Source organism: Streptococcus sp. Marseille-Q3604 (assembly GCF_916619785.1).
Taxonomy (GTDB): domain Bacteria; phylum Bacillota; class Bacilli; order Lactobacillales; family Streptococcaceae; genus Streptococcus.
The window spans coordinates 337,450-359,582 of the sequence record NZ_CAKAKM010000001.1 but is presented as its reverse complement, the minus strand read 5'-3'; the positions used below and the strand labels follow the sequence as shown (position 1 = coordinate 359,582).

23 protein-coding genes and 1 riboswitch are annotated in these 22,133 nt (G+C 40.5%); of the genes, 22 read left to right on the top strand and 1 reads right to left on the bottom strand.

The window, feature by feature from the left end:
• Window positions 1–110: 110 nt before the first annotated feature.
• The gene (locus LG375_RS01580) at window positions 111–1,454 is read right to left on the bottom strand and encodes an alanine/glycine:cation symporter family protein (RefSeq protein ID WP_195917949.1); all 1,344 of its coding nucleotides are present in this window, start codon (window positions 1,452–1,454) and stop codon (window positions 111–113) included.
• Between the two features lie 96 nt (window positions 1,455–1,550).
• Window positions 1,551–1,657: riboswitch (glycine riboswitch) on the bottom strand.
• Between the two features lie 305 nt (window positions 1,658–1,962).
• Between LG375_RS01580 and pcrA the strand changes: the two genes are divergently transcribed.
• The 22 genes from pcrA (at window position 1,963) to LG375_RS01470 (ending at window position 22,014) form a co-directional block, all read left to right on the top strand.
• The gene (gene pcrA / locus LG375_RS01575) at window positions 1,963–4,272 is read left to right on the top strand and encodes a DNA helicase PcrA (protein WP_175060617.1); all 2,310 of its coding nucleotides are present in this window, start codon (window positions 1,963–1,965) and stop codon (window positions 4,270–4,272) included.
• Between the two features lie 120 nt (window positions 4,273–4,392).
• Window positions 4,393–5,673 carry an O-acetylhomoserine aminocarboxypropyltransferase/cysteine synthase family protein gene (locus LG375_RS01570; RefSeq protein ID WP_175060618.1) on the top strand — a complete coding sequence of 427 codons (1,281 nt, stop codon included), beginning with the start codon at window positions 4,393–4,395 and terminating at the stop codon, window positions 5,671–5,673.
• A 60-nt stretch (window positions 5,674–5,733) separates the two neighbouring features.
• Window positions 5,734–5,865 carry an HAD hydrolase family protein gene (locus tag LG375_RS01565; protein WP_225745139.1) on the top strand — a complete coding sequence of 44 codons (132 nt, stop codon included), beginning with the start codon at window positions 5,734–5,736 and terminating at the stop codon, window positions 5,863–5,865.
• A 30-nt stretch (window positions 5,866–5,895) separates the two neighbouring features.
• Window positions 5,896–6,264: a hypothetical protein gene (locus LG375_RS01560; protein ID WP_225745138.1), complete on the top strand. Its 369-nt coding sequence runs from the start codon at window positions 5,896–5,898 to the stop codon at window positions 6,262–6,264.
• A complete protein-coding gene (locus tag LG375_RS01555; RefSeq protein ID WP_318779993.1) occupies window positions 6,265–6,489 on the top strand; it encodes an HAD hydrolase family protein in 225 nt (74 codons plus the stop codon). It abuts the gene before it with no gap.
• A 67-nt stretch (window positions 6,490–6,556) separates the two neighbouring features.
• Window positions 6,557–7,051, top strand: coding sequence for a thiol peroxidase (gene tpx / locus LG375_RS01550; protein ID WP_064524427.1), 495 nt, complete (start codon window positions 6,557–6,559; stop codon window positions 7,049–7,051).
• Window positions 7,052–7,176: 125 nt separating this feature from the next.
• Complete coding sequence (locus tag LG375_RS01545) at window positions 7,177–7,797, top strand: restriction endonuclease subunit S (protein WP_064524430.1); 621 nt, start codon at window positions 7,177–7,179, stop codon at window positions 7,795–7,797.
• A gap of 88 nt (window positions 7,798–7,885) precedes the next feature.
• Entirely contained in the window at window positions 7,886–8,119 is a 234-nt protein-coding gene (locus tag LG375_RS01540) for a DUF1858 domain-containing protein (protein WP_002890969.1), read from the top strand.
• Between the two features lies 1 nt (window position 8,120).
• Window positions 8,121–9,467, top strand: coding sequence for a DUF438 domain-containing protein (locus tag LG375_RS01535; RefSeq protein WP_084914520.1), 1,347 nt, complete (start codon window positions 8,121–8,123; stop codon window positions 9,465–9,467).
• Window positions 9,468–9,586: 119 nt separating this feature from the next.
• Window positions 9,587–10,468 carry a tRNA pseudouridine(55) synthase TruB gene (gene truB / locus LG375_RS01530; protein ID WP_070438553.1) on the top strand — a complete coding sequence of 294 codons (882 nt, stop codon included), beginning with the start codon at window positions 9,587–9,589 and terminating at the stop codon, window positions 10,466–10,468.
• Window positions 10,465–11,376 carry a bifunctional riboflavin kinase/FAD synthetase gene (locus tag LG375_RS01525; RefSeq protein ID WP_225745136.1) on the top strand — a complete coding sequence of 304 codons (912 nt, stop codon included), beginning with the start codon at window positions 10,465–10,467 and terminating at the stop codon, window positions 11,374–11,376. The genes truB and LG375_RS01525 overlap by 4 nt, the downstream gene beginning before the upstream one ends.
• A 69-nt stretch (window positions 11,377–11,445) precedes the next feature.
• Window positions 11,446–11,859 carry a Spx/MgsR family RNA polymerase-binding regulatory protein gene (locus LG375_RS01520; protein ID WP_002890965.1) on the top strand — a complete coding sequence of 138 codons (414 nt, stop codon included), beginning with the start codon at window positions 11,446–11,448 and terminating at the stop codon, window positions 11,857–11,859.
• On the top strand, window positions 11,852–12,133 hold the full coding sequence (locus LG375_RS01515; RefSeq protein WP_064520841.1) for a UPF0223 family protein: 282 nt from the start codon (window positions 11,852–11,854) through the stop codon (window positions 12,131–12,133). Before LG375_RS01520 ends, LG375_RS01515 begins: the two co-directional genes overlap by 8 nt.
• Window positions 12,123–12,890 (top strand): inositol monophosphatase family protein, encoded by a 768-nt coding sequence (locus tag LG375_RS01510; protein ID WP_225745135.1) that lies wholly within the window; start codon window positions 12,123–12,125, stop codon window positions 12,888–12,890. Before LG375_RS01515 ends, LG375_RS01510 begins: the two co-directional genes overlap by 11 nt.
• An 80-nt stretch (window positions 12,891–12,970) precedes the next feature.
• Window positions 12,971–14,281 carry an RsmF rRNA methyltransferase first C-terminal domain-containing protein gene (locus LG375_RS01505; RefSeq protein ID WP_225745134.1) on the top strand — a complete coding sequence of 437 codons (1,311 nt, stop codon included), beginning with the start codon at window positions 12,971–12,973 and terminating at the stop codon, window positions 14,279–14,281.
• 125 nt (window positions 14,282–14,406) lie between these two features.
• Window positions 14,407–15,282: a phosphate ABC transporter substrate-binding protein PstS family protein gene (locus LG375_RS01500; protein ID WP_139724285.1), complete on the top strand. Its 876-nt coding sequence runs from the start codon at window positions 14,407–14,409 to the stop codon at window positions 15,280–15,282.
• Between the two features lie 2 nt (window positions 15,283–15,284).
• On the top strand, window positions 15,285–16,199 hold the full coding sequence (gene pstC / locus LG375_RS01495) for a phosphate ABC transporter permease subunit PstC (RefSeq protein WP_002890959.1): 915 nt from the start codon (window positions 15,285–15,287) through the stop codon (window positions 16,197–16,199).
• Window positions 16,189–17,073, top strand: coding sequence for a phosphate ABC transporter permease PstA (pstA, locus tag LG375_RS01490; protein ID WP_002885007.1), 885 nt, complete (start codon window positions 16,189–16,191; stop codon window positions 17,071–17,073). Before pstC ends, pstA begins: the two co-directional genes overlap by 11 nt.
• A 10-nt stretch (window positions 17,074–17,083) precedes the next feature.
• On the top strand, window positions 17,084–17,887 hold the full coding sequence (gene pstB, locus LG375_RS01485) for a phosphate ABC transporter ATP-binding protein PstB (RefSeq protein ID WP_003092580.1): 804 nt from the start codon (window positions 17,084–17,086) through the stop codon (window positions 17,885–17,887).
• Between the two features lie 12 nt (window positions 17,888–17,899).
• On the top strand, window positions 17,900–18,658 hold the full coding sequence (pstB, locus tag LG375_RS01480) for a phosphate ABC transporter ATP-binding protein PstB (RefSeq protein WP_002884992.1): 759 nt from the start codon (window positions 17,900–17,902) through the stop codon (window positions 18,656–18,658).
• Window positions 18,659–18,686: 28 nt separating this feature from the next.
• Window positions 18,687–19,340 (top strand): phosphate signaling complex protein PhoU, encoded by a 654-nt coding sequence (phoU, locus tag LG375_RS01475; protein WP_021146873.1) that lies wholly within the window; start codon window positions 18,687–18,689, stop codon window positions 19,338–19,340.
• A gap of 133 nt (window positions 19,341–19,473) precedes the next feature.
• On the top strand, window positions 19,474–22,014 hold the full coding sequence (locus LG375_RS01470; protein ID WP_225745133.1) for a M1 family metallopeptidase: 2,541 nt from the start codon (window positions 19,474–19,476) through the stop codon (window positions 22,012–22,014).
• Window positions 22,015–22,133 lie beyond the last annotated feature (119 nt).

Here is a 22,133-nt window from a genome sequence, read left to right as displayed (position 1 = left end):
TTTTTCTGTATAAGTTTTAAAATGATTTAATTTCATTGTAACGCAAAAGAGCAGTAGTCGCAAGGATTGGTGCTGATAAAGCCAAGAAAAAAGAGCCTGAGCTCTTTTCTTTATTTGTGGCGTTCAAAGTATGATTTGGTTTCTTTAAAGATGATTGGTGAAAGGACTAGGAGGGCAATCAAGTTAGGCAATGCCATCAAGCCGTTTACGATATCCGCAATTTTCCAAACAACATCAAGTGTGAGGTAACCACCAAGAGCAACCATAACCACAAAAATGAAGCGGTAGAGTGGAAGGAATTTAGTTGATTTAAAAATGAATTCGAAACAACGTTCACCATAGTAAGACCAACCCAAGATTGTTGTAAAGGCAAAGAGAACCAAAGAAAGTGTTAAGGCAATCTCACCAAATGTACCAAAAACAGAAGAGAAGGCGGCTTGTGTCATTGGGGCACCTTCTAGGCTACCTGACCATTGACCAGTTACAAGGATAGCAAGACCTGTAAGTGTACAGATGATAATCGTATCAATGAAAGTACCTGTCATCGAAATCAAACCTTGTTCAACAGGTTCTTCGGTCTTAGCGGCAGCGGCAGCGATAGGAGCTGATCCAAGACCTGACTCATTTGAGAAGACACCACGCGCAATACCAAGTCGCATAGCGACCATGACTGTAGCACCAGCAAAACCACCTACGGCTGCTTTACCAGTAAAGGCAGATTGGAAGACCATTTCAAGAACTGGTAAAAGTTGATTAAAGTTTGTAAAGATAACCACAAGAGCTGCTAGGATATAAAGTCCAGCCATAAATGGTACGACCTTTTCAGAAACTTTAGAGATAGATTGGATACCACCAAAAATGATGGCAGCAGTTATAAGAGCAAGTAAGATACTTACGATTTTTGGTGACCAGTCAAAGCTGTTTTGAAGTGAGGCGGTGATTGAGTTAACTTGAGAGAAAGTACCAATCCCCAACCATGCAACAAGCACACCTGCAAAGGCAAAGAAGTAGGCCAAAGGTTTAGCAAATATTTGCCATTTTCCAGAGAAACCGTGTGTGATGTAATACATTGGACCACCAGATACATTACCTTGGTCGTCAAGTGTACGGAATTTAATAGCCAAAAGACCTTCGGAATATTTGGTTGCCATACCAAAGAAAGCGGCAATCCACATCCAGAAAAGGGCACCAGGTCCACCAGTTTTGATGGCTGTAGCTACCCCAACAATGTTACCTGTACCAACAGTTGCAGCAAGAGCTGTCGCAAGGGCTGCAAAACTAGAAATATCACCTTCCCCTTTATCTTCAGCAAAGATAAGTTTAAAAGCTTTAGGAAGACGAAGAACTTGCAAAAGTCCAAGACGAAGCGTAAGGTAAATCCCAGTTCCTACAAGAAGGACCAAAAGTGGGGGACCCCAGACAAAATCATCAATAGTGGTAAAAAAGTCTAACATGAATGTAACAATCTCCTTTAACCGAGACGTCAAAAAAGAGGTTTGGCTTAACCAGACCTCTGAGAATACAAAGCTATTACTACAAGTAAAAAACTTGCGATGCTTTCTGTCCTTTTACCTGAGAGTTTCGGTTGTTACCCCTTGCCCCTTCGGTGTCTTGTTTGCAGCTAAGGCTGCTTCAAGATCTCTCCAGAAGTCCGTCAATCACCAGTCTTCCTGATGACATCACTCGGTTCTTATTTTATTGTGGTTCTATCTTATCGAAAAAACCGAACAGTGTCAACACTAATTTTCATCAAAACTATAAAAAACCGAATATTATACTTAAGAATGCCTTTCACCAAAACCTAGAAAAGCTTGGAATAACAATCATTTTAAGCAAACAACCTCCCAATAAAAACAAACGATTATTTGCTAAAGTTATTTCACACTCATTATGAATAGAGTCTGCATTTTCATCCAAAAAATGATAAAATAGTAGAGCTTATTTTTGAGAATGGAGAATATGATGAACCCATTATTAACTGGTATGAATGACAAACAGGCTGAAGCCGTCCAAACGACTGAAGGTCCTTTGTTGATTATGGCAGGTGCAGGATCAGGTAAGACACGTGTACTTACCCACCGCATTGCCTACCTTATCGACGAAAAAATGATCAATCCTTGGAATATTTTGGCCATTACCTTTACCAATAAGGCAGCTCGTGAGATGCGTGAGCGTGCTATGGCTTTAAACCCAGCAACTTCAGAAACATTGATTGCGACCTTCCATAGTATGTGCGTGCGAATCCTTCGTCGTGAAGCGGACCATATTGGCTACAATCGAAACTTTACTATCGTGGATCCTGGTGAACAACGTACTTTGATGAAACGTATTCTCAAGAATCTTAACCTTGATCCTAAGAAGTGGAATGAACGTGCCATCTTAGGGACGATTTCCAACGCAAAAAATGACCTCTTGGATGAAGTGGCTTATGAGCACCAAGCTGGTGATATGTATACTCAAATCGTTGCTAAATGTTACAAAGCCTATCAGGAAGAGCTCCGTCGTAGTGAAGCCATGGATTTCGACGATTTGATTATGATGACTTTGCGTCTCTTTGACAAAAATCCCGATGTGCTCGCTTATTATCAGCAGCGGTATCAGTATATTCACGTGGATGAATATCAAGATACCAACCATGCTCAGTATCAGTTGGTAAAACTCTTAGCATCTCGCTTCAAGAATATCTGTGTCGTGGGTGATGCTGACCAATCAATCTACGGTTGGCGTGGGGCTGACATGCAGAACATCCTTGATTTTGAGAAGGACTATCCTGAAGCTAAGGTTGTCCTCTTGGAGGAAAACTACCGTTCAACCAAGAAAATTCTCCAAGCAGCCAACGAAGTTATCAAGAACAACCGTAACCGCCGTCCTAAGAAACTTTGGACTCAAAATGATGACGGTGAACAAATTGTTTATTACCGTGCTAATGACGAGCGTGATGAAGCCGTTTTTGTTGCTTCAACTATTGATAACATTATTCGTGAAGAAGGTAAGAACTTCAAAGATTTCGCTGTACTTTACCGTACCAATGCTCAGTCTCGTACCATTGAAGAAGCTTTACTCAAGTCTAATATTCCTTATACCATGGTTGGAGGAACCAAGTTCTATAGCCGTAAAGAAATTCGTGATGTCATTTCTTACTTGAACTTGATTGCCAACCCTGCGGATAATATTAGCTTTGAACGTGTCGTTAATGAACCTAAACGTGGAGTTGGACCTGGGACACTAGAAAAGATTCGTACCTTTGCCTATGAGCAAAACATGAGTCTCCTAGATGCTTCAGCTAATATTATGTTATCACCGATTAAGGGGAAAGCAGCTCAGGGCGTTTACGATTTTGCTAACATGATTCTGAACCTACGCGACCAGCTAGATGGACTAAGCATCACTGAAGCTGTAGAGGCTGTTTTGGATAAGTCTGGTTATCTGGATGCTCTTTCGATGCAACAAACACTTGAAAGTCAAGCGCGCATTGAAAATATCGAAGAATTCATGTCTGTTACTAAGAATTTTGACGAAACCAACACCGATGGTACGGAAGACGAGACAGGTATTGACCGTTTAGGCCGTTTCTTAAACGATTTAGCTTTAATTGCTGATACGGACGATGGTGATATGGAAGCAGCAGAGGTAACCTTGATGACTCTCCATGCTGCCAAAGGGCTTGAATTCCCAGTTGTCTTCCTAATTGGTATGGAAGAGGGAGTTTTCCCTTTGTCACGTGCCTCAGAAGAGCCAGATGAACTCGAAGAAGAGCGTCGTTTGGCTTACGTAGGTATCACTCGGGCAGAAGAGATTCTTTTCCTTACCAACGCTAATACACGTACGCTTTTTGGTAAGACTAGCTATAATCGTCCTAGCCGTTTCTTACGTGAAATTTCAGATGATTTATTACAATATCAAGGTCTAGCACGTCCAGCCAATTCATCATTTGGTGTTCGTTTTACAAAGGAAGAGCCTATACAATTTGGTCAAGGCATGAGTTTACAACAAGCGCTTCAGACCAGAAAAGCAAATGTACAACCGCAAAGACATACTGGCGCTCAGCCATTTTCAAAAGCTACTGGGGGACTACCTTTTGGTAAGACTTCAGACTCTGGCAACTCAGCTACAGATTGGGAAATCGGAGATATCGCTCACCACAAGAAATGGGGAGATGGTACCGTCCTAGAAGTAACTGGAAGTGGCAAGACACAGGAACTTAAGATAAAATTCCCAGAAGTTGGGCTAAAAAAAGTCTTGGCAAGCGTAGCACCGATTGTGAAGAAATAGAAAGGGACCGAAAGGTCCTTTTTATAAGCCCTCCCTATCACATTGATAAAAAATTTCTATTAGACAGCTAGCTTTTCTGGGTGTAGAATGAAGACAACTTTTGTTTTGGAGGACACCCATATGTCACGAGAATTTTCATTTGAAACCTTACAATTACACGCTGGACAAACACCTGACAAGGAAACAAAATCACGTGCTGTTCCAATTTACCAAACCACTTCATATGTTTTTGACGACGCTCAAGAAGGTGAAGATCTCTTTGCCCTTAGAAAGCCTGGTAATATTTACACACGTATTACCAATCCAACAGTAGCAGTACTTGAAGAACGTATTGCAGCCCTCGAAGGTGGTGTTGGTGCCTTGGCTACGGCATCAGGTATGGCTGCAATCACCTATGCTATCATTGGTTTGGCACATGCTGGCGATCACGTTGTTGCTGCGACAACCCTCTATGGTGGGACATTCAATCTCTTAAAAGAAACTCTTCCACGCTATGGTATCACAACAACTTTTGTAGATGTTGACAATCCTGAAGAAATTGAAGCTGCTATCAAAGATAATACCAAGCTTGTCTTGATTGAGTCTTTAGGAAATCCGCTTATCAATATTCCTGATTTTGAAAAAATTGCTGAGATTGCTCACAGTCATAAGATTCCATTGGTTGCTGACAATACTTTTGGAACTCCATATCTCATCAATGTTATCTCCCATGGTGTAGATATCGTGGTTCATTCTGCAACTAAGTTTATCGGTGGACATGGAACAACTATTGGAGGTCTTATCGTCGATTCTGGTAAATTTGACTGGGAAGCTTCAGGCAAATTCCCACAGTTGGTTGACGAGGATCCATCTTACCACAATATCAGCTATACGCGTGATGTTGGGCCAGCAGCATTTGTAACTGCCCTTCGTACACAACTTTTGCGTGACACAGGGGCTGCCTTGGCACCTTTCAATGCTTTCTTGCTCTTGCAAGGACTTGAAACACTTTCACTTCGTGTCGAACGCCACGTCGAAAATACTAAAAAAATCGTAGACTTTTTGGAAAATCATCCAAAAGTTGAAAAAGTGAACTATCCTGGATTACCATCAAGTCCTTACTATGATTTGGCACAAAAATACTTCCCTAAAGGACCAGGTTCTATTTTCACTTTCCATGTTAAAGGTGGACAAGACGAAGCACGTACCGTTATTGATAATCTTGAAATCTTCTCAGATTTAGCTAACGTTGCTGATGCAAAATCTTTGGTGGTTCACCCTGCAACAACAACTCACCAACAATTGGCAGAAGCAGATTTGCTAGCTTGTGGTGTCACTCCAAATCAAATTCGTATCTCAGTTGGTTTAGAAAATGCAGATGATTTGATTGAAGATTTAAAACTAGCCCTTGATAAAATCTAAGTATTTTGATACTAAATATTCAAACCAGCTATAGAGCTGGTTTTTTGTTATACTATCCCTATGAAATTTGTTTTTGATTTGGATGGAACCCTGTGTTTCGATGGTATGACCATGTCAAAAGAACTACAAGAGGTTCTTTTAACAGCACCTAAATACGGTCATGAGATTATTTTTGCAACAGCACGCTCTTAGAGAGACTGTCTTAGTATTTTAGAAGGAGAATTGAGAAAGCTGACAGTAGTTGGCTTAAACGGTGGTGAAGTCTTTCAAGATGAACACTTAGTATCACAATACACAATTCCTTCTCCTGCTCTAAGAACGATTGTTAGCTACTGTGATACTTATAATCTCCCTTATTTTATTGATGATACCTTTAATTATGCTATTCAAAATCCTGAGCAAATCCCTTTTCTTTCAAATGTTGATCCATTAAACAAAGCAAGGATTTTGCCTGTTCATGAACTTAATGAGCCTATCAAAGTTGTTATTCCACTTGTAGAGCATGAAGATATACGTGAAGACCTTATCTTTAATCTAAACAAACTGGAATGTTTAGACCTAACTTACCATGATATCGAAAGGTGTCTATAGATTAATCCTAAAGGTGTGACTAAGGCTAGTACTGTTTTAAACCACTTTGGTAAAGACTTTGTAGCTTTTGGAAATGATCAAAATGATATTTCTCTTTTCAAAAATGCTATATATGGAGTGCAAATTGGTGATTATCCCTACCTAAAAAACTTTGCGGATGAGGTTATTCCTGCAATTAATGCAGTTATTGCTGAAAAAATTAAACTTCTGTTTGAAAAGTTCTAAACAAATGTTTAGGCTTATTGCTATATTTACAGTACAATAGTAAAAAAAGTATTGGAGGACGACTAACATGCCAACATTTATTGGAAAACCAGTTACAGTAGCAGAAGACAAACAACTTCAAGTTGGAGATACCTTGCGTGACTTTAACTTGACCACAACAGATTTGACGAAAAAATCACTTTCAGAATTCGATGGAAAGAAAAAAGTTATCTCTATCGTTCCATCAATCGATACTGGTATCTGTTCAACTCAAACACGTACCTTTAATAAGGAATTGTCAGAATTAGACGATACAGTAGTTATTACTATTTCAGTGGACCTACCATTTGCACAAGCTCGTTGGTGTGGTGCTGAAGGACTTGAAAATGCCATCATGCTGTCAGACTACTATGATAATAGTTTCGGTAAAGATTATGGTGTCCTCATTGAAGAATGGCACTTGTTAGCGCGTGCAGTTTTAGTGGCAGATGCTGACAATAAGATTACTTATGTCGAATATTTGGACAATATCAATACTGATCCAAACTATGAAGCAGCAGTAGCAGCGGTTAAAAGCTTATAAAATGAGGCTCAGGTCTCTTTTTTATTTTGCCTTTCTTACAGTTTTTACTTGCAAAAGTATTAGCTTCTTGCTATTATTGTATAGCAATACTCAATATGGATAGTGAAATATAAAAAGGAGATTCAATGTCTGAAAAAGAAAGACCTCAACTGATTATCGATTACGAAGCTAATACAGACAAACTTGTTCGTTTAGGCGATGTTGTCGATCAATTTAAAGGAAAAGCTGTTCCTGCTAAGGCAGAACCTGGCGAATTTGCTGTCATTAATCTATCGGATATGACACCCAACGGCATTGCCTACGATGACCTAAAGACGTTTTCTGAAGAACGCCGGAAATTATTACGTTTTCTTTTAGAAGACGGTGATGTCCTTATTGCTTCTAAGGGAACGGTTCAGAAAGTGGCTGTTTTCGAAGATCAAGGCAAGCGTGAAGTAGTCGCTTCATCAAATATCACAGTGCTTCGTCCCAAAGAGAAACTCCGTGGTTTCTACATCAAGTTTTTCCTTGAGACAGAGATTGGTCGTGCCTATTTAGACTATGCTGATAAGGGAAAGGCTGTCCTAAATTTATCGACGGCTGACCTCTTGGATATCAAAATTCCTGAGATACCAATTGTGAAGCAAGATTATCAAATTGCTGCCTACTTGCGTGGGCGTGCTGATTACCACCGTAAGATGGTGAGGGCAGAGCAGGAGTGGGAAAATATCCAGCATAATGTCACAGAAGCTCTATTTGGAAATTAATCAAAAGCCAGCAAACTAAGATTTGTTGGTTTTTTTTCATTATTCTCGTGTATAATGGAAGTAGTAAATATGTTATTAGGAGGTCATTATGACTACCAACACTATAGATTTATCACAACCTGTTGCAACAATCATTAAAGAGCATCCAGAGGTTAAGGAATTACTGATTGATCTCGGTTTCAAGCCCTTGTCTAACCCAGCTATGCTAAATACTGTCGGTAAGGTAACAAGTCTAAAGGCTGGCTCTAAGTTAGCAAATATTCCCTTAGAAAAAATTAAGCAAACCTTGCTGTTCAATGGTTATGACGTAATTGGTGACTGATATGGAAGATAATCGTATTCAAATACTCAAAGAAATTCTACTAGATTTGCACCATGGAGCCAGTCCTGAGAGTGTTCAAGAGCGCTTCAATCAACACTTCAAGGGAGTATCAGCCCTCGAAATCTCTATGATGGAGCATGAATTGATGTCATCAGAAGATGGGGTTACCTTTGAAGACGTAATGAGCCTCTGTAATGTCCACGCTAACCTCTTTAAAGGTGCTATTGCAGATGTGGAAGTGGCAGACGCTGATCAAGAGGGCCACCCTGTTTATGTGTTTAAACAAGAGAATTTAGCCCTACGTTCAGCTATTCTCCGTATCCGACGTATCATAGAAAATATTAGTAAGCCTGAAAATGAAGATTTTAAATCTGACCTGTTCAATGGACTGAAGCATCAGATGACTCTACTTGGTCAATTCCATAATCATTATACGCGTAAAGAAAAGCTTTTCTTTCCAATAATGGAGCGTTACGGCCATGACTCCCCTCCAAAAGTGATGTGGGGAGTAGACGATGACATCCGAAAACTTTTTAGAGCGGCAGAAGCTAAACTAAAAGAACTTCCAGAGGCTGATTTAGAAGAATTTTCAAAGTCTTTCGAAGCATTCTCAGAAGAGTTTGAAGCCATGATTTTCAAAGAAGAGGCTATCTTACTTATGATTCTGCTTGAAACCTTCACGCAAGACGATTGGCTTTCGATTGCCGAAGAAAGCGATGCCTATGGCTATGCAATAATAAAACCTACAGCTGTCTGGAAACCTAAGCGTGAGCGTTTTGAGGAGGTAAATGCTGATACATCGCAAGAACAATCTGAACTAAGTAGTGACGAACATCTGGACAATACCCGAATTATTGACACTCCCGAAGGGCAGTTCACCATCAGCTTCACTCCAAAACCAAAAACTGAAACTGTCGTAGATAGAGAAACGACTCAGCCTTTTGGCAATGGTTATCTTTCTGTGGAGCAGGCCAATCTCATTCTCAACCATCTTCCTTTGGAAATCACTTTCGTCAATAAAGACGATATTTTCCAGTACTATAATGATAATGTTCCCGCCAATGAAATGGTTTTTAAACGAACACCGAGCCAAATTGGACGAAACGTTGAACTTTGTCATCCGCCAAAAGTGCTTGATAAGGTCAAGAAAATCTTTGAATTACTGAAGAGTGGGGAGCGTGACCAAGTTCCAATGTGGTTCAAATCTGAACGTTTAGGGAAATTCGTTTATGTTACCTATGCAGCTGTTAGAGATGACAAGGGAGACTTTCAGGGTGTCCTAGAATATGTGCAGGATATTCAGCCTTTCTTTGAATTGGAAAGCGACCTTAATAGAGATATCGATTAATAAGCTAGCAGACCTGCGATTGCTTATGACTATAATACTTAAGAGGTTTGAGACTTTGCTCTCTGCCTCTTTATGTTTCTACCTAGCTCTTTAGGATTGCTTTTGATATAATTAAAAGTATGATTTCAGGAATTATTAATCTAAAAAAAGAGGCTGGAATGACCAGTCATGATGCTGTATTTAAACTACGCAAAATATTACAAGAGAAAAAAATCGGACATGGAGGTACCCTTGATCCAGATGTTACTGGTGTTTTACCTATAGCGATTGGAAAAGCGACTCGTGTTATTGAGTACATGACTGAAGCAGGAAAGGTCTACGAGGGAGAAATTACCATTGGATTTTCAACAACTACCGAGGATGCTAGTGGAGATGTCGTTCAAACAACTCCGGTTACAGAGTTAGATGAAGAAACCGTCGATATGGTAATGGCTAGTTTTGTAGGAGAAATCACACAAATTCCTCCTATGTATTCAGCGGTTAAGGTCAACGGAAAGAAACTTTATGAGTACGCACGCGCTGGAGAAGAAGTAGAGCGTCCACAACGTCAAGTGACAATTTCCGAATTTGTCCGTACCTCTCCTATTGAATTGGAAAACAATACCGCAAAATTCACCTTCCGTGTTGCTTGTAGCAAGGGGACTTATGTCCGTACTTTATCTGTCGATTTGGGTGCTAAGCTCGGCTACGCAAGTCATATGTCTGCTCTTCGTCGAACAGCCTCAGCTGGTCTAACCTTAGATAAGGCACTAACGCTTTCACAAATCTCAGAAATGGTAGAAGCAGGGGATACTTCCTTCCTCCTTCCCATCGAATTTGGTGTTCAGGATTTGCCAGCAGTACAAGTCACAGCAGATGATGCAAAAGAAATCTCATTTGGTCGTTTTATTGCTATTGATAGCCAAGAACCCTTAGTTGCGGCCTTTTTAGGAGACAAGGTTCTAGCCATTATGGAAAAGCGAAATCAAGTTTATAAACCTAGAAAAGTATTAAGTCAATGAAAATAACTTCTATTAACGATTATAAAGATATTCAGCAGGAAAAGGAAACTGTTCTTGTCTTAGGCTATTTCGATGCGCTTCATCGTGGTCATAAGGTCCTTTTTGATAAGGCACGCCAGATTGCTGATGACAAACAGCTTGAAGTAGCTGTCCTTACCTTTAACGAGAGTCCTCAACTGACTTTTCAACGATTTACGGATGATCTCCTCCTTCATATCACAGCACCCAAGAGACGTTGTGATCTTTTTGAAGCCTATGGAACAGATCAGCTTTATTTAACAGATTTCAATAGTGATTTTGCTCGAACAAGTTCAGACGATTTCATTGCTCGTTATATTAAACGTCTAAAAGCCCAAGAGGTTGTTGTGGGCTTTGATTACAAATTTGGACATCATCGAACAGATGCGGACTACCTAGCCCGTAATTTTTCTGGTAATGTTCATGTCATTGAGGAGCAACAAAGCGATGGTGAAAAGATTTCGTCAACACGTGTGCGTCAATTAATACGAGAAGGCAAGGTTAAAGAAGCCAATAAACTCCTTGGCCATGAATTCTCTACACGTGGCATCGTGGTGCATGGTGATGCCCGTGGACGTACCATTGGTTTTCCAACAGCAAATTTAGCACCTATTGATAGGACTTTTCTACCAGCTGATGGTGTCTATGTTGCTGATGTTGTAATTGATGGCAAACATTATCGTTCCATGACTAGCCTAGGAAAAAACGTTACCTTTGGGGGAACAGAACTCCGTCTTGAAGCCAATATCTTTGATTTTGAAGGCGATATTTATGGAAAGACAATTGAAGTTTTTTGGCTGGATTATATCCGTGATATGATTAAGTTCAATAATATCGATGAACTATGTGCTCAACTGGAGGCTGATAAAAAAATCGCGGAAAAATTTTAAGAAAGCGTAGCCAAAACTAATCAAATAATGTATAATGATTAGGAATGTTAAAGTGAAAGGGGTGTTTGCGTGGTAACTTTATTTTTATCACCTAGCTGCACCAGCTGTAGGAAAGCACGAGCCTGGTTGACCAATCATGAAGTTGCTTTTGACGAACACAATATTATCACGAGCCCATTAACTCACGATGAGTTAATGAAGATTTTGTCTTACACGGAAAATGGTACTGAAGATATCATTTCAACTCGTTCAAAAGTCTTTCAGAAGCTGAATATCGATGTGGATGATTTGACCATCAAGGAACTCATTCAATTGATTTCTGAATACCCAAATCTTCTTCGTCGACCTATCATTATGGACACCAAACGCATGCAAATTGGTTTCAACGAAGATGAAATTCGTGCCTTTTTGCCTCGTGATTATAGAAAGCAAGAATTGCGTCAAGCGACCATTCGAGCTGAAATTGAGGGTAACAATGACTAAAGGAAATTATTCCTACCCACTCGATCCATCATGGAGCACTGAGGAAATTACCACAGTGCTTCATTTTTTGAGTCAGGTAGAAAAAGCATACGAGAGCAAGGTTGACCGTGACCAACTCTTGCAAGCCTATAAGGTATTTAAAACTGTTGTCCCAGGCAAAGCGCCTGAAAAGCAACTAGACAAGGCCTTTGAAGAAGCTAGCGGTTTTTCAACCTATCAAGCTGTCAAAGCTGCTAAAGCAAAAGATAAAGGATTTGTATCACTTGGAAAATAAACTGATTTTCGCCAAAGAAATCATCAAAGAAGCTGGTGCTTTTATCAAAGAAAGTTTAAGTAAAACAATCACGGTCGAAGAAAAGACGGCTTTTGATGATTTAGTCACTAATATTGACAAACAAACACAAGATTTACTCGTGGCACGTATTAAATCTGCCTTCCCTTCAGACAATATTTTCGCTGAAGAAAATGGCTTGGTGCATAATATCAAAGATGGAAATGTCTGGGTCTTGGATCCTATTGATGGAACGGTCAATTTTATTGTCCAACAAGATAATTTTTGTGTGATGATTGCCTACTATGAAGAGGGACAAGGAAAATTTGGTCTCATTTATAACGTCATGGCTGATCAACTTTTCTATGGTGGTGGCCAGTTTGATGTGTATTGTAATGACAAATTGCTTCCAGCCTATAAAAGTCGACCATTAGACCGTTGCCTAGTCGCTAGCAATGGAGCCATGTATGCTAAAAATTTTCATGGCTTAAAAGACCTTATTGATAAGACCTTGGGCGTTCGTGTCTACGGTGGTGCTGGTTTAAGCATGTCAAAAGTCCTATCTGGTCAAATTTTAGCTTACTTTTCAGTTATTTACCCATGGGACTATGCCGCAGCAAGTATTATGGGAAAAAAATTGGGTTATCACCTTGAGACCATTTCTGGAGAACCACTGGATTATTCTAGTCGTCAAGCTGTGATGCTTGTCCCTAAAGACAGACTTGAAGAGATCAAGCATATTATGGGCTCAGAAAATTAATTTGAAACATAAAACCATACTGGACAAATCAGAACAGCAAGTTCTCTTGGTTAGTCCAGTTTTTTGATAGAAAGGAAACTATGCAATTTCCATCAGACTTTATAGAAAAATATAATAAGCTCCTTGGAGATGAAGCGAAGGACTTCTTTGCATCTTTTGACCAAGAAGCCGTATCCGCCTACCGTACCAACCCTTTGAAAAAGCAACAGAAGGACTTTCCTGATGCTATCCCTGAAACACCTTGGGGCCATTACGGTAAAATTTCCGGAAAATCTGCCGACCATGCAACTGGTTTGGTTTATTCTCAGGAACCAGCTGCTCAAATGGTAGCCCAAGTGGCAGCTCCGGCCAAGGAAAGTCGTGTCTTAGACCTGGCAGCTGCTCCAGGCGGAAAGTCTACTCATCTTCTAAGCTACTTAGACAATACAGGACTGCTCGTCAGCAATGAAATCAATCCAAAGCGTAGCAAAATTCTGGTTGAAAACATTGAACGTTTTGGGGCGAGAAATGTTGTTGTGACTAACACGTCAGCTGATAAACTAGCCAAAGTTTTCAAAAATTACTTTGATACGATTGTCTTTGATGGACCATGTTCTGGAGAAGGAATGTTTCGTAAGGATCCTGATGCAATCCAATATTGGCATAAGGAGTATCCTAATGAACTGGCACAATTACAGAAGGACATCTTATCAGACGGTTTGAAAATGCTCGCTCCTGGTGGACAATTGATCTACTCAACCTGCACCTGGTCTCCTGAGGAAAATGAAGGTGTTGTTGCTTGGATTTTAGAAAATAATCCTGATCTTGAATTGGTGGCAATCCCTAAATTGAATGGCATGAGTGATGGAATTGATTTTCCAGAAACAGCTCGAATGTATCCACACCATTTCAAAGGTGAAGGTCAGTTTGTGGCAAAATTCCAGGATAAGCGCGTGCCTGAGCAAACACGTATCAAAGAGGGAAAATCTAACCTAAACAAGGAGCAGAAGCAACTTTGGGAAGATTTTGCAAAAAAACACCTTAAAACTAGACTGGATGGTTTGCTGCAAGTTTTTGGGGACAATCTCTACCTGCTTCCAAAAGGGCTCCCAGACCTTTCTAAAGTTAAAATCGCTCGTAACGGTTTGCATCTTGGTGTCTTCAAGAAAAAACGTTTCGAACCAAGTTTTGCTCTTGGAATTGCTTTAACATCTGATGAAGTTGTTTCAAGTATAGAGCTAAGTCAAGACCAGTTTGCCCAATACGTTTCTGGTAATGTGGTTACTGTAGATCAAACTCATCCTAACGGTTGGTATCAGCTTTTAGTGGACGGCAATGGTTTTGGGTTTGCTAAAGTTGTTGGAAATACGGTTAAAAACTACTATCCTAAAGGATTAAGATTTCACATTTAAGAACCTGTAACCAAACTTTAATATGACTTAGTTATCCTATACTTGTTATAATTAGATAGGTGTCTTTTAACAGCATATCTATGAGACACTTTCTTACTTATGTTACAAAATGTCGGAGGACAAAAATGAAAAAAACAAAAGTCCTTGCAGTGATTCTGTCACTGGCAATGGCCATGCTGGTTTTAACTGGCTGTGCCTCTTGGATTGACCGTGGCCAGTCCATTACAGCAGTTGGCTCTACGGCCCTTCAACCCTTAGTGGAGGCGGCAGCAGATGGGTTCGCTGAAAAGAACCCTGACAATATCGTTAACGTTCAGGGGGGCGGTTCTGGTACTGGACTTTCTCAAGTACAATCCGGTGCCGTTCAAATTGGTAATAGTGACCTTTTTGCCGAGGAAAAATCGGGAATTGATGCTAGTAAGCTTGTTGACTTTCAAGTTGCTGTTGCCGGGATTGCAGTTATTACAAACAAAGAAGTCTCTGTAGATAACTTGACAACAGAACAACTGCGTAAGATTTTCACTGGTGAAATCACAAACTGGAAACAGCTTGGTGGTAAAGACCTAGAGATTACTATTATTAACCGTGCAGCTAGCTCAGGATCACGCGCAACTTTCGATGCAGTGATTATGGATGGTAAATCACCAATCCGTACCCAAGAGCAAGATTCTAACGGTATGGTTAAGTCAATCGTTGCTCAGACACCAGGTGCTATTTCATACCTATCATTTGCTTACCTTGATGATTCTGTTAAAACATTGAAGTTAAATGGATTTGAACCCAAAGCTGAAAATGTTGCAACTAACGATTGGCCGATTTGGTCCTACGAACATATGTATACCAAGGGAAAACCGGATAGCTATACCAAACAATTCTTAGATTACATGATGAGTGACGAAGTCCAAGAAAACGTCGTCGCAAAAATGGGTTACATTTCCATCCATAGCATGAAAGTTACCAAGGATGCTGATGGTAAAGTCTCAAAGAAGAGTGAGGAATAAGCATGAAAAATGAAGAATTGGTGAAACAATTAACATCACCCTCTAAAAATTCACGCCTCGAGAAGTTTGGTAAAACAATCACTTTCCTTTGCCTGGCCTTGATTGTTTTCATCGTGGCGATGATTTTACTTTTCGTTGCTCAAAAAGGGCTGGCGACTTTCTTTGTCAATAAAGTTAGCTTGGTCGAGTTTCTCTTTAGTGGTGATTGGTCACCATCTGAAGGCAAGTTCGGAGCTCTTCCAATGATTTTGGGATCATTCGTAGTTACCTTGCTCTCAGCCTTGGTAGCAACGCCATTTGCCATAGGAGCAGCCATCTTTATGACTGAAATTTCTCCGAAAGGGGCTAAATTCCTACAACCAGCTATTGAACTTTTGGTTGGGATTCCATCTGTTGTTTATGGATTTATTGGTCTCCAAGTCGTGGTTCCATTTGTTCGCTTAATTTTTGGTGGAACAGGTTTTGGTATTCTTTCAGGTACCTTTGTCTTGTTCGTCATGATTCTACCAACCGTAACCTTTATGACAACAGATACGCTTCGTGCAGTGCCTCGTCACTATCGTGAAGCCAGTCTGGCCATGGGAGCTACACGCTGGCAAACGATTTGGCGTGTGACACTTAATGCGGCTAAACCAGGTATTTTCACGGCCGTTATCTTTGGTATGGCCCGTGCCTTTGGTGAGGCTCTTGCCATCCAAATGGTTGTCGGAAATTCCGCAGTGATTCCAACTTCTTTAACAACACCAGCAGCAACATTGACATCTGTCTTGACTATGGGAATCGGAAATACAGTCATGGGTACTGTTTCAAACAATGTCCTTTGGTCTCTCGCCTTGGTTCTCTTATTAATGAGTCTTGGTTTCAATATGTTGGTGAAATTCATTACCCGTGAGAGAAAGAGAAATTATGAACGCTAAAAAAATTGATAAAATTGCCATCAGCACACTCTATGTGATTGCTGGCATTATTGTAACAATCCTGGCAGCCTTGATTCTCTATATCTTGGTTCGCGGGATACCACATATCAGCTGGTCATTCTTGACTAGTCGATCATCATCTTACAAAGCTGGTGGAGGAATTGGGGTTCAACTCTACAATTCATTCTTCCTTTTGGTTATTACCCTGATTATTTCTGTGCCTCTTTCTATGGGAGCTGGAATTTTCTTATCAGAATATGCAAAAAAAGGACGTCTTACCAACTTTGTTCGTACCTGTATTGAAATCCTTTCTTCACTGCCTTCAGTAGTGGTCGGACTCTTTGGTTATTTGATTTTTGTTGTCCAATTCCAGTATGGATTTTCAATCCTATCTGGTGCCTTGGCTTTAACGGTCTTTAACCTACCACAAATGACTCGTACGGTTGAAGATAGTTTGCGAACAGTCCACCATACCCAACGTGAAGCTGGGCTAGCTCTAGGCTTGTCTCGATGGGAAACGATCTTACACGTTGTTGTTCCAGAGGCCTTACCTGGTATTGTTACTGGTATCGTTCTTGCTTCTGGTCGTATTTTCGGGGAAGCAGCAGCGCTTATCTATACAGCAGGTCAATCGGCACCAGCACTTAACTGGAGCGACTGGAATCCGCTTAGTATCTCTAGTCCAATCTCGATTTTCCGCCAAGCAGAAACACTTGCTGTTCACATCTGGAAGGTCAACTCAGAAGGTACGACACCTGACGCCACTGCAGTATCAGCTGGTTCAGCAGCAGTACTCTTGATTTTCATTTTGATTTTCAACTTTGGTGCACGTCGTTTGGGAGCATACCTCCATAAGAAATTAACATCCGCTTAAAGGAGTTATCATGACAAAATACAATTGGGACGAGCGTCATATTATCACCTTCCCAGAGAAGGAGCTCGCTCTTGAAACAAAGGACTTGCATGTCTATTATGGTCAAAAAGAAGCCATCAAAGGCATCGACATGCAATTCGAGAAAAATAAAATTACGGCTCTTATTGGGCCTTCAGGATGCGGGAAGTCAACCTTTCTTCGTAGCCTAAACCGTATGAATGATACGATTGATATTGCTAAGGTTACTGGACAAATCCTTTATCAAGGCGTCGATGTCAATGCAAGTAATATCAATGTTTATGAAATGCGTAAACATATTGGAATGGTTTTCCAACGTCCAAATCCATTTGCCAAGTCTATCTACAGAAACATTACCTTTGCTCACGAACGTAAAGGCGTAAGAGATAAGCAAACTTTGGACGAGATTGTTGAGACATCGCTTAAGCAAGCAGGTCTTTGGGATCAGGTTAAAGATGATCTTCATAAATCTGCCTTTACCCTCTCAGGTGGTCAGCAGCAACGTCTTTGTATTGCTAGAGCTATTGCCGTGAAACCGCAGATTCTTCTCATGGATGAACCTGCAGCTTCTTTGGATCCTGTAGCTACTATGCAACTAGAAGAGACCATGTTCGAACTTAAGGAAGATTACTCTATTATCATCGTGACGCACAATATGCAGCAGGCAGCGCGTGCCAGTGATTATACAGCATTCTTCTACCTTGGTGATCTTATCGAATATGATGAGACCAAGAAAATCTTCCAAGATGCTGCCCTACAGTCAACTAATGACTATGTATCAGGACGCTTTGGATAGAAAGGAGCACTTATGACTGAACCTATCATTTCAATCAATGATTTATCGGTGTATTTCAATAAGAAAAAAGCCCTCAATAACGTGACAATGGATTTCTATCCAAATGAAATCACGGCCCTTATCGGACCTTCAGGATCGGGAAAATCAACCTTGCTCCGTTCTATCAACCGAATGGGAGATTTAAATCCCGAGTGGACACTTACTGGTGCTGTTTCCTACAATGGTCACAATGTCTACAGTCCTCGAACAGACACCGTTGAGCTCCGTAAAGAAATCGGAATGGTCTTCCAACAACCCAATCCTTTTCCTATGTCTATCTATGAAAACGTGGTTTATGGGCTTCGTATCAATGGTATCAAAGATAAGGCTGTCCTTGACAAAGCAGTAGAAGAGTCACTAAAAGGTGCTTCAATCTGGGAAGAAGTCAAAGACCGTCTCCATGACTCAGCACTTGGACTTTCAGGAGGGCAACAACAACGTGTCTGTATTGCACGGGTTCTTGCCACGTCTCCAAAGGTTATCCTTCTTGACGAACCAACGTCTGCCCTCGACCCTATCTCCGCTGGTAAGATTGAGGAAACCCTATATAACCTTAAGGACCAATATACCTTGTTGCTCGTCACACGTTCTATGCAACAGGCAAGCCGTATCTCACAACGAACAGCCTTTTTCCTCGATGGAGAACTCATTGAGTATTCATCAACGAAAGACATGTTCCTAAATCCACAACATAAAGAAACAGAAGATTATATTACCGGTAAATTCGGTTAAGAAAGGACAGATTACTAAAACAATTATGATGTTACGAACACCCTTCGAAGAAGAATTAGAAAAACTCCACAACCAATTTTACGCTATGGGTACAGAGGTTGCAGCTCAGCTTAAGAAAGCTGTACGTGCCTTTATCAGCCATGATCGTGATTTGGCTAAGGAAGTCATTGAAAATGACGAAATCGTCAATAACTACGAAACCAAACTTGAGAAAAAATCGCTTGAAATTATCGCTCTTCAGCAACCTGTATCAAGTGATTTGCGAACAGTTATCACAGCGCTCAAAGCATCTAGTGACGTTGAACGCATGGGTGACCATGCCGTTGCTATTGCTCAAGCAACTATCCGCATTAAAGGTGAGGAACGCCTAACTGAAATTGAAGCTGAAATCAAGAAAATGGGGAAAGCAGTTCGCCACATGGTCGAAGATGCTCTAGATGTTTACTTGAACAGTGACGAAAAACGCGCTTATGAAATCGCAGCTTCAGATGAAATCATTGATAACTATTTCCGTGATATTCAAGCCATGACAGTAGAAGGTGTTCGCAAGAATCCTGATGCTGCCTTCGCTGCCAAAGAATATTTCCAAGTACTTATGTATTTGGAACGTATTGGTGACTATGCCCGCAATCTCTGTGAGTGGGTTGTCTACCTCAAGTCTGGGAAAATCATAGAACTGTAGGCAAAGCTTCCAATCTATGTTATAATGGATCTGTATTGAATAATTCAGACCCTTTTCTTTTGCAAAAGAGTCTGATATCGAAACATATGTCAGTCTGTTTCGATACGAAAAGTTAGATTAGGAGTATATACGTATGACAGCATCTGTTGCTCGTTTTATCGAAAGTTTCATCCCTGAAAACTACAATCTTTTCTTGGACATTAATCGTTCTGAAAAGACCTTTACAGGGAATGTTGCCATCACAGGTGAAGCCCTTGATAACCATATCTCCCTTCACCAAAAAGACCTTACCATTAGTTCCGTTCTCTTGGATAATGAATCATTGAACTTCCAAATGGATGATGCTAACGAAGCCTTCCATATTGAACTTCCAGAGACCGGTGTTTTGACGCTTGTCATTGAATTCTCTGGTCGTATTACAGATAATATGACAGGGATTTACCCATCATATTACACCTACAATGGTGAGAAGAAAGAGATTATTTCAACGCAGTTTGAATCTCATTTTGCGCGTGAAGCCTTCCCATCTGTTGATGAACCAGAAGCCAAAGCTACTTTTGATTTCTCATTGAAATTTGATGCTGAAGAAGGCGATATCGCTTTGTCAAACATGCCTGAAATCAATAGCCATTTGCGTGAAGAAACTGGGGTTTGGACATTTGAGACAACCCCTCGTATGTCAACATACCTCCTTGCCTTTGGTTTTGGAGCTCTTCAAGGTAAGACAGCGAAAACGCAAAACGGAACTGAAGTTGGTGTCTTCGCTACAGTTGCACAAGCTGAAAACAGCGTTGACTTTGCCCTTGATATTGCCGTTCGTGTCATTGATTTCTACGAAGACTACTTCCAAGTCAAGTATCCTATCCCATTATCATACCATCTCGCACTTCCTGACTTCTCAGCAGGTGCCATGGAAAACTGGGGACTTGTTACCTATCGTGAAGTTTACCTTCTTGTAGATGAAAATAGCTCAGCTGCAAGTCGTCAACAAGTAGCCCTTGTGGTTGCCCACGAATTGGCTCACCAATGGTTCGGTAACCTTGTTACAATGAAATGGTGGGATGATCTCTGGCTTAACGAAAGCTTTGCCAATATGATGGAGTATGTTTCAGTAGATGCCATTGAGCCTAGCTGGAATATCTTCGAAGATTTCCAAACAACTGGTGTGCCTCATGCCCTCCAACGTGATGCTACAGACGGTGTTCAGTCTGTTCACATGGAAGTCAATCACCCAGATGAGATTAATACCCTCTTTGATAGTGCTATCGTTTATGCTAAAGGTAGCCGTCTCATGCATATGCTTCGCCGTTGGTTAGGTGACGAAGCCTTTGCTAAAGGACTTAAAGCTTACTTCGAAAAACATCAGTACAACAACACTATTGGACGAGATCTCTGGAATGCCCTCTCTGATGCTTCTGGTAAAGATGTCTCTAGTTTCATGGATACTTGGTTGGAGCAGCCAGGTTACCCTGTTGTTAGTGCAGAAGTAGTTGACGACACTCTTATTCTTAGTCAAAAACAATTCTTCATTGGTGAACATGAAGATAAAGGTCGTCTTTGGGAGATTCCATTGAACACAAACTGGAAGGGGCTCCCAGACACACTCTCAGAAGAGCGTATTGAGATTCCAAATTATAACCAGCTTGTTGCTGAAAATAACGGAGCTCTTCGCCTTAATACAGCAAATACAGCACATTACATCACAGATTATCAAGGTGAACTCTTGGACCACCTCTTAGAGGAATTTGCTAACCTTGATACTGTAAGTAAACTTCAGATTTTGCAAGAACGCCGTCTTCTTGCTGAAAGTGGCCGTATCTCGTATGCAAGCCTAGTCGCTCTTCTTGATCTTGTCGAAAAAGAAGAAAGCTTCTTAATTGCTCAGGCTAAGTCTCAAATCCTCGCTGGTTTGAAACGCTTTATCGATGAGGATACAGAAGCAGAAGTGCATTACAAGGCTTTAGTACGTCGTCAATTCCAAAACGACTTTGAGCGTCTTGGTTTCGATGCCAAAGATGGAGAATCAGATGAAGATGAAATGGTTCGTCAAACAGCTCTTAGCTACTTGATTCAAGCAGACTATCAACCAGCAGTCCTTGCGGCCGCAAGTGTTTTCCAAGCTCATAAAGAGAACATTGAAAGCATCCCTGCAAGTGTCCGTGGTCTCGTTCTCATTAACCAAATGAAACAAGAAAACAGTCTAACTCTTGTTGAAGACTATGTCAATGCATATGTAACAACAAATGATAGTAATTTCCGTCGTCAATTGACTCAAGCAGTTTCATACCTTAAAAACCAAGAAGGTCTCGACTACGTGCTAGGTCAGCTTAAAGACAAACATGTCGTTAAACCTCAAGACTTGTACCTATGGTATATGAATTTCCTCAGCAAATCATTTGCACAAGAAACCGTTTGGAACTGGGCGAAAGATAACTGGGATTGGATTAAGGCAGCCCTAGGTGGTGATATGAGCTTTGATAGCTTTGTTAATATCCCAGCAGGAATCTTTAAAACGCAAGAACGTCTTGATCAATATATTGCTTTCTTCGAGCCACAAACAAGTGATAAAGCCTTAGAACGTAATATCTTGATGGGAATTAAGACAATTGCCGCACGAGTAAACTTGATTGAAAAAGAAAAAGCAGCCGTTGAATCTGCCCTTAAAGATTATTAATAAGTAAAACAAGCTTTCCATGGAGGAGAGTTTGTTTTTTGTGTGTAATATTTTACATAAATTTAGTTATGTTTATGTATGATCATAAAATACTTTTAGCATAATTAAATTTATGTAAA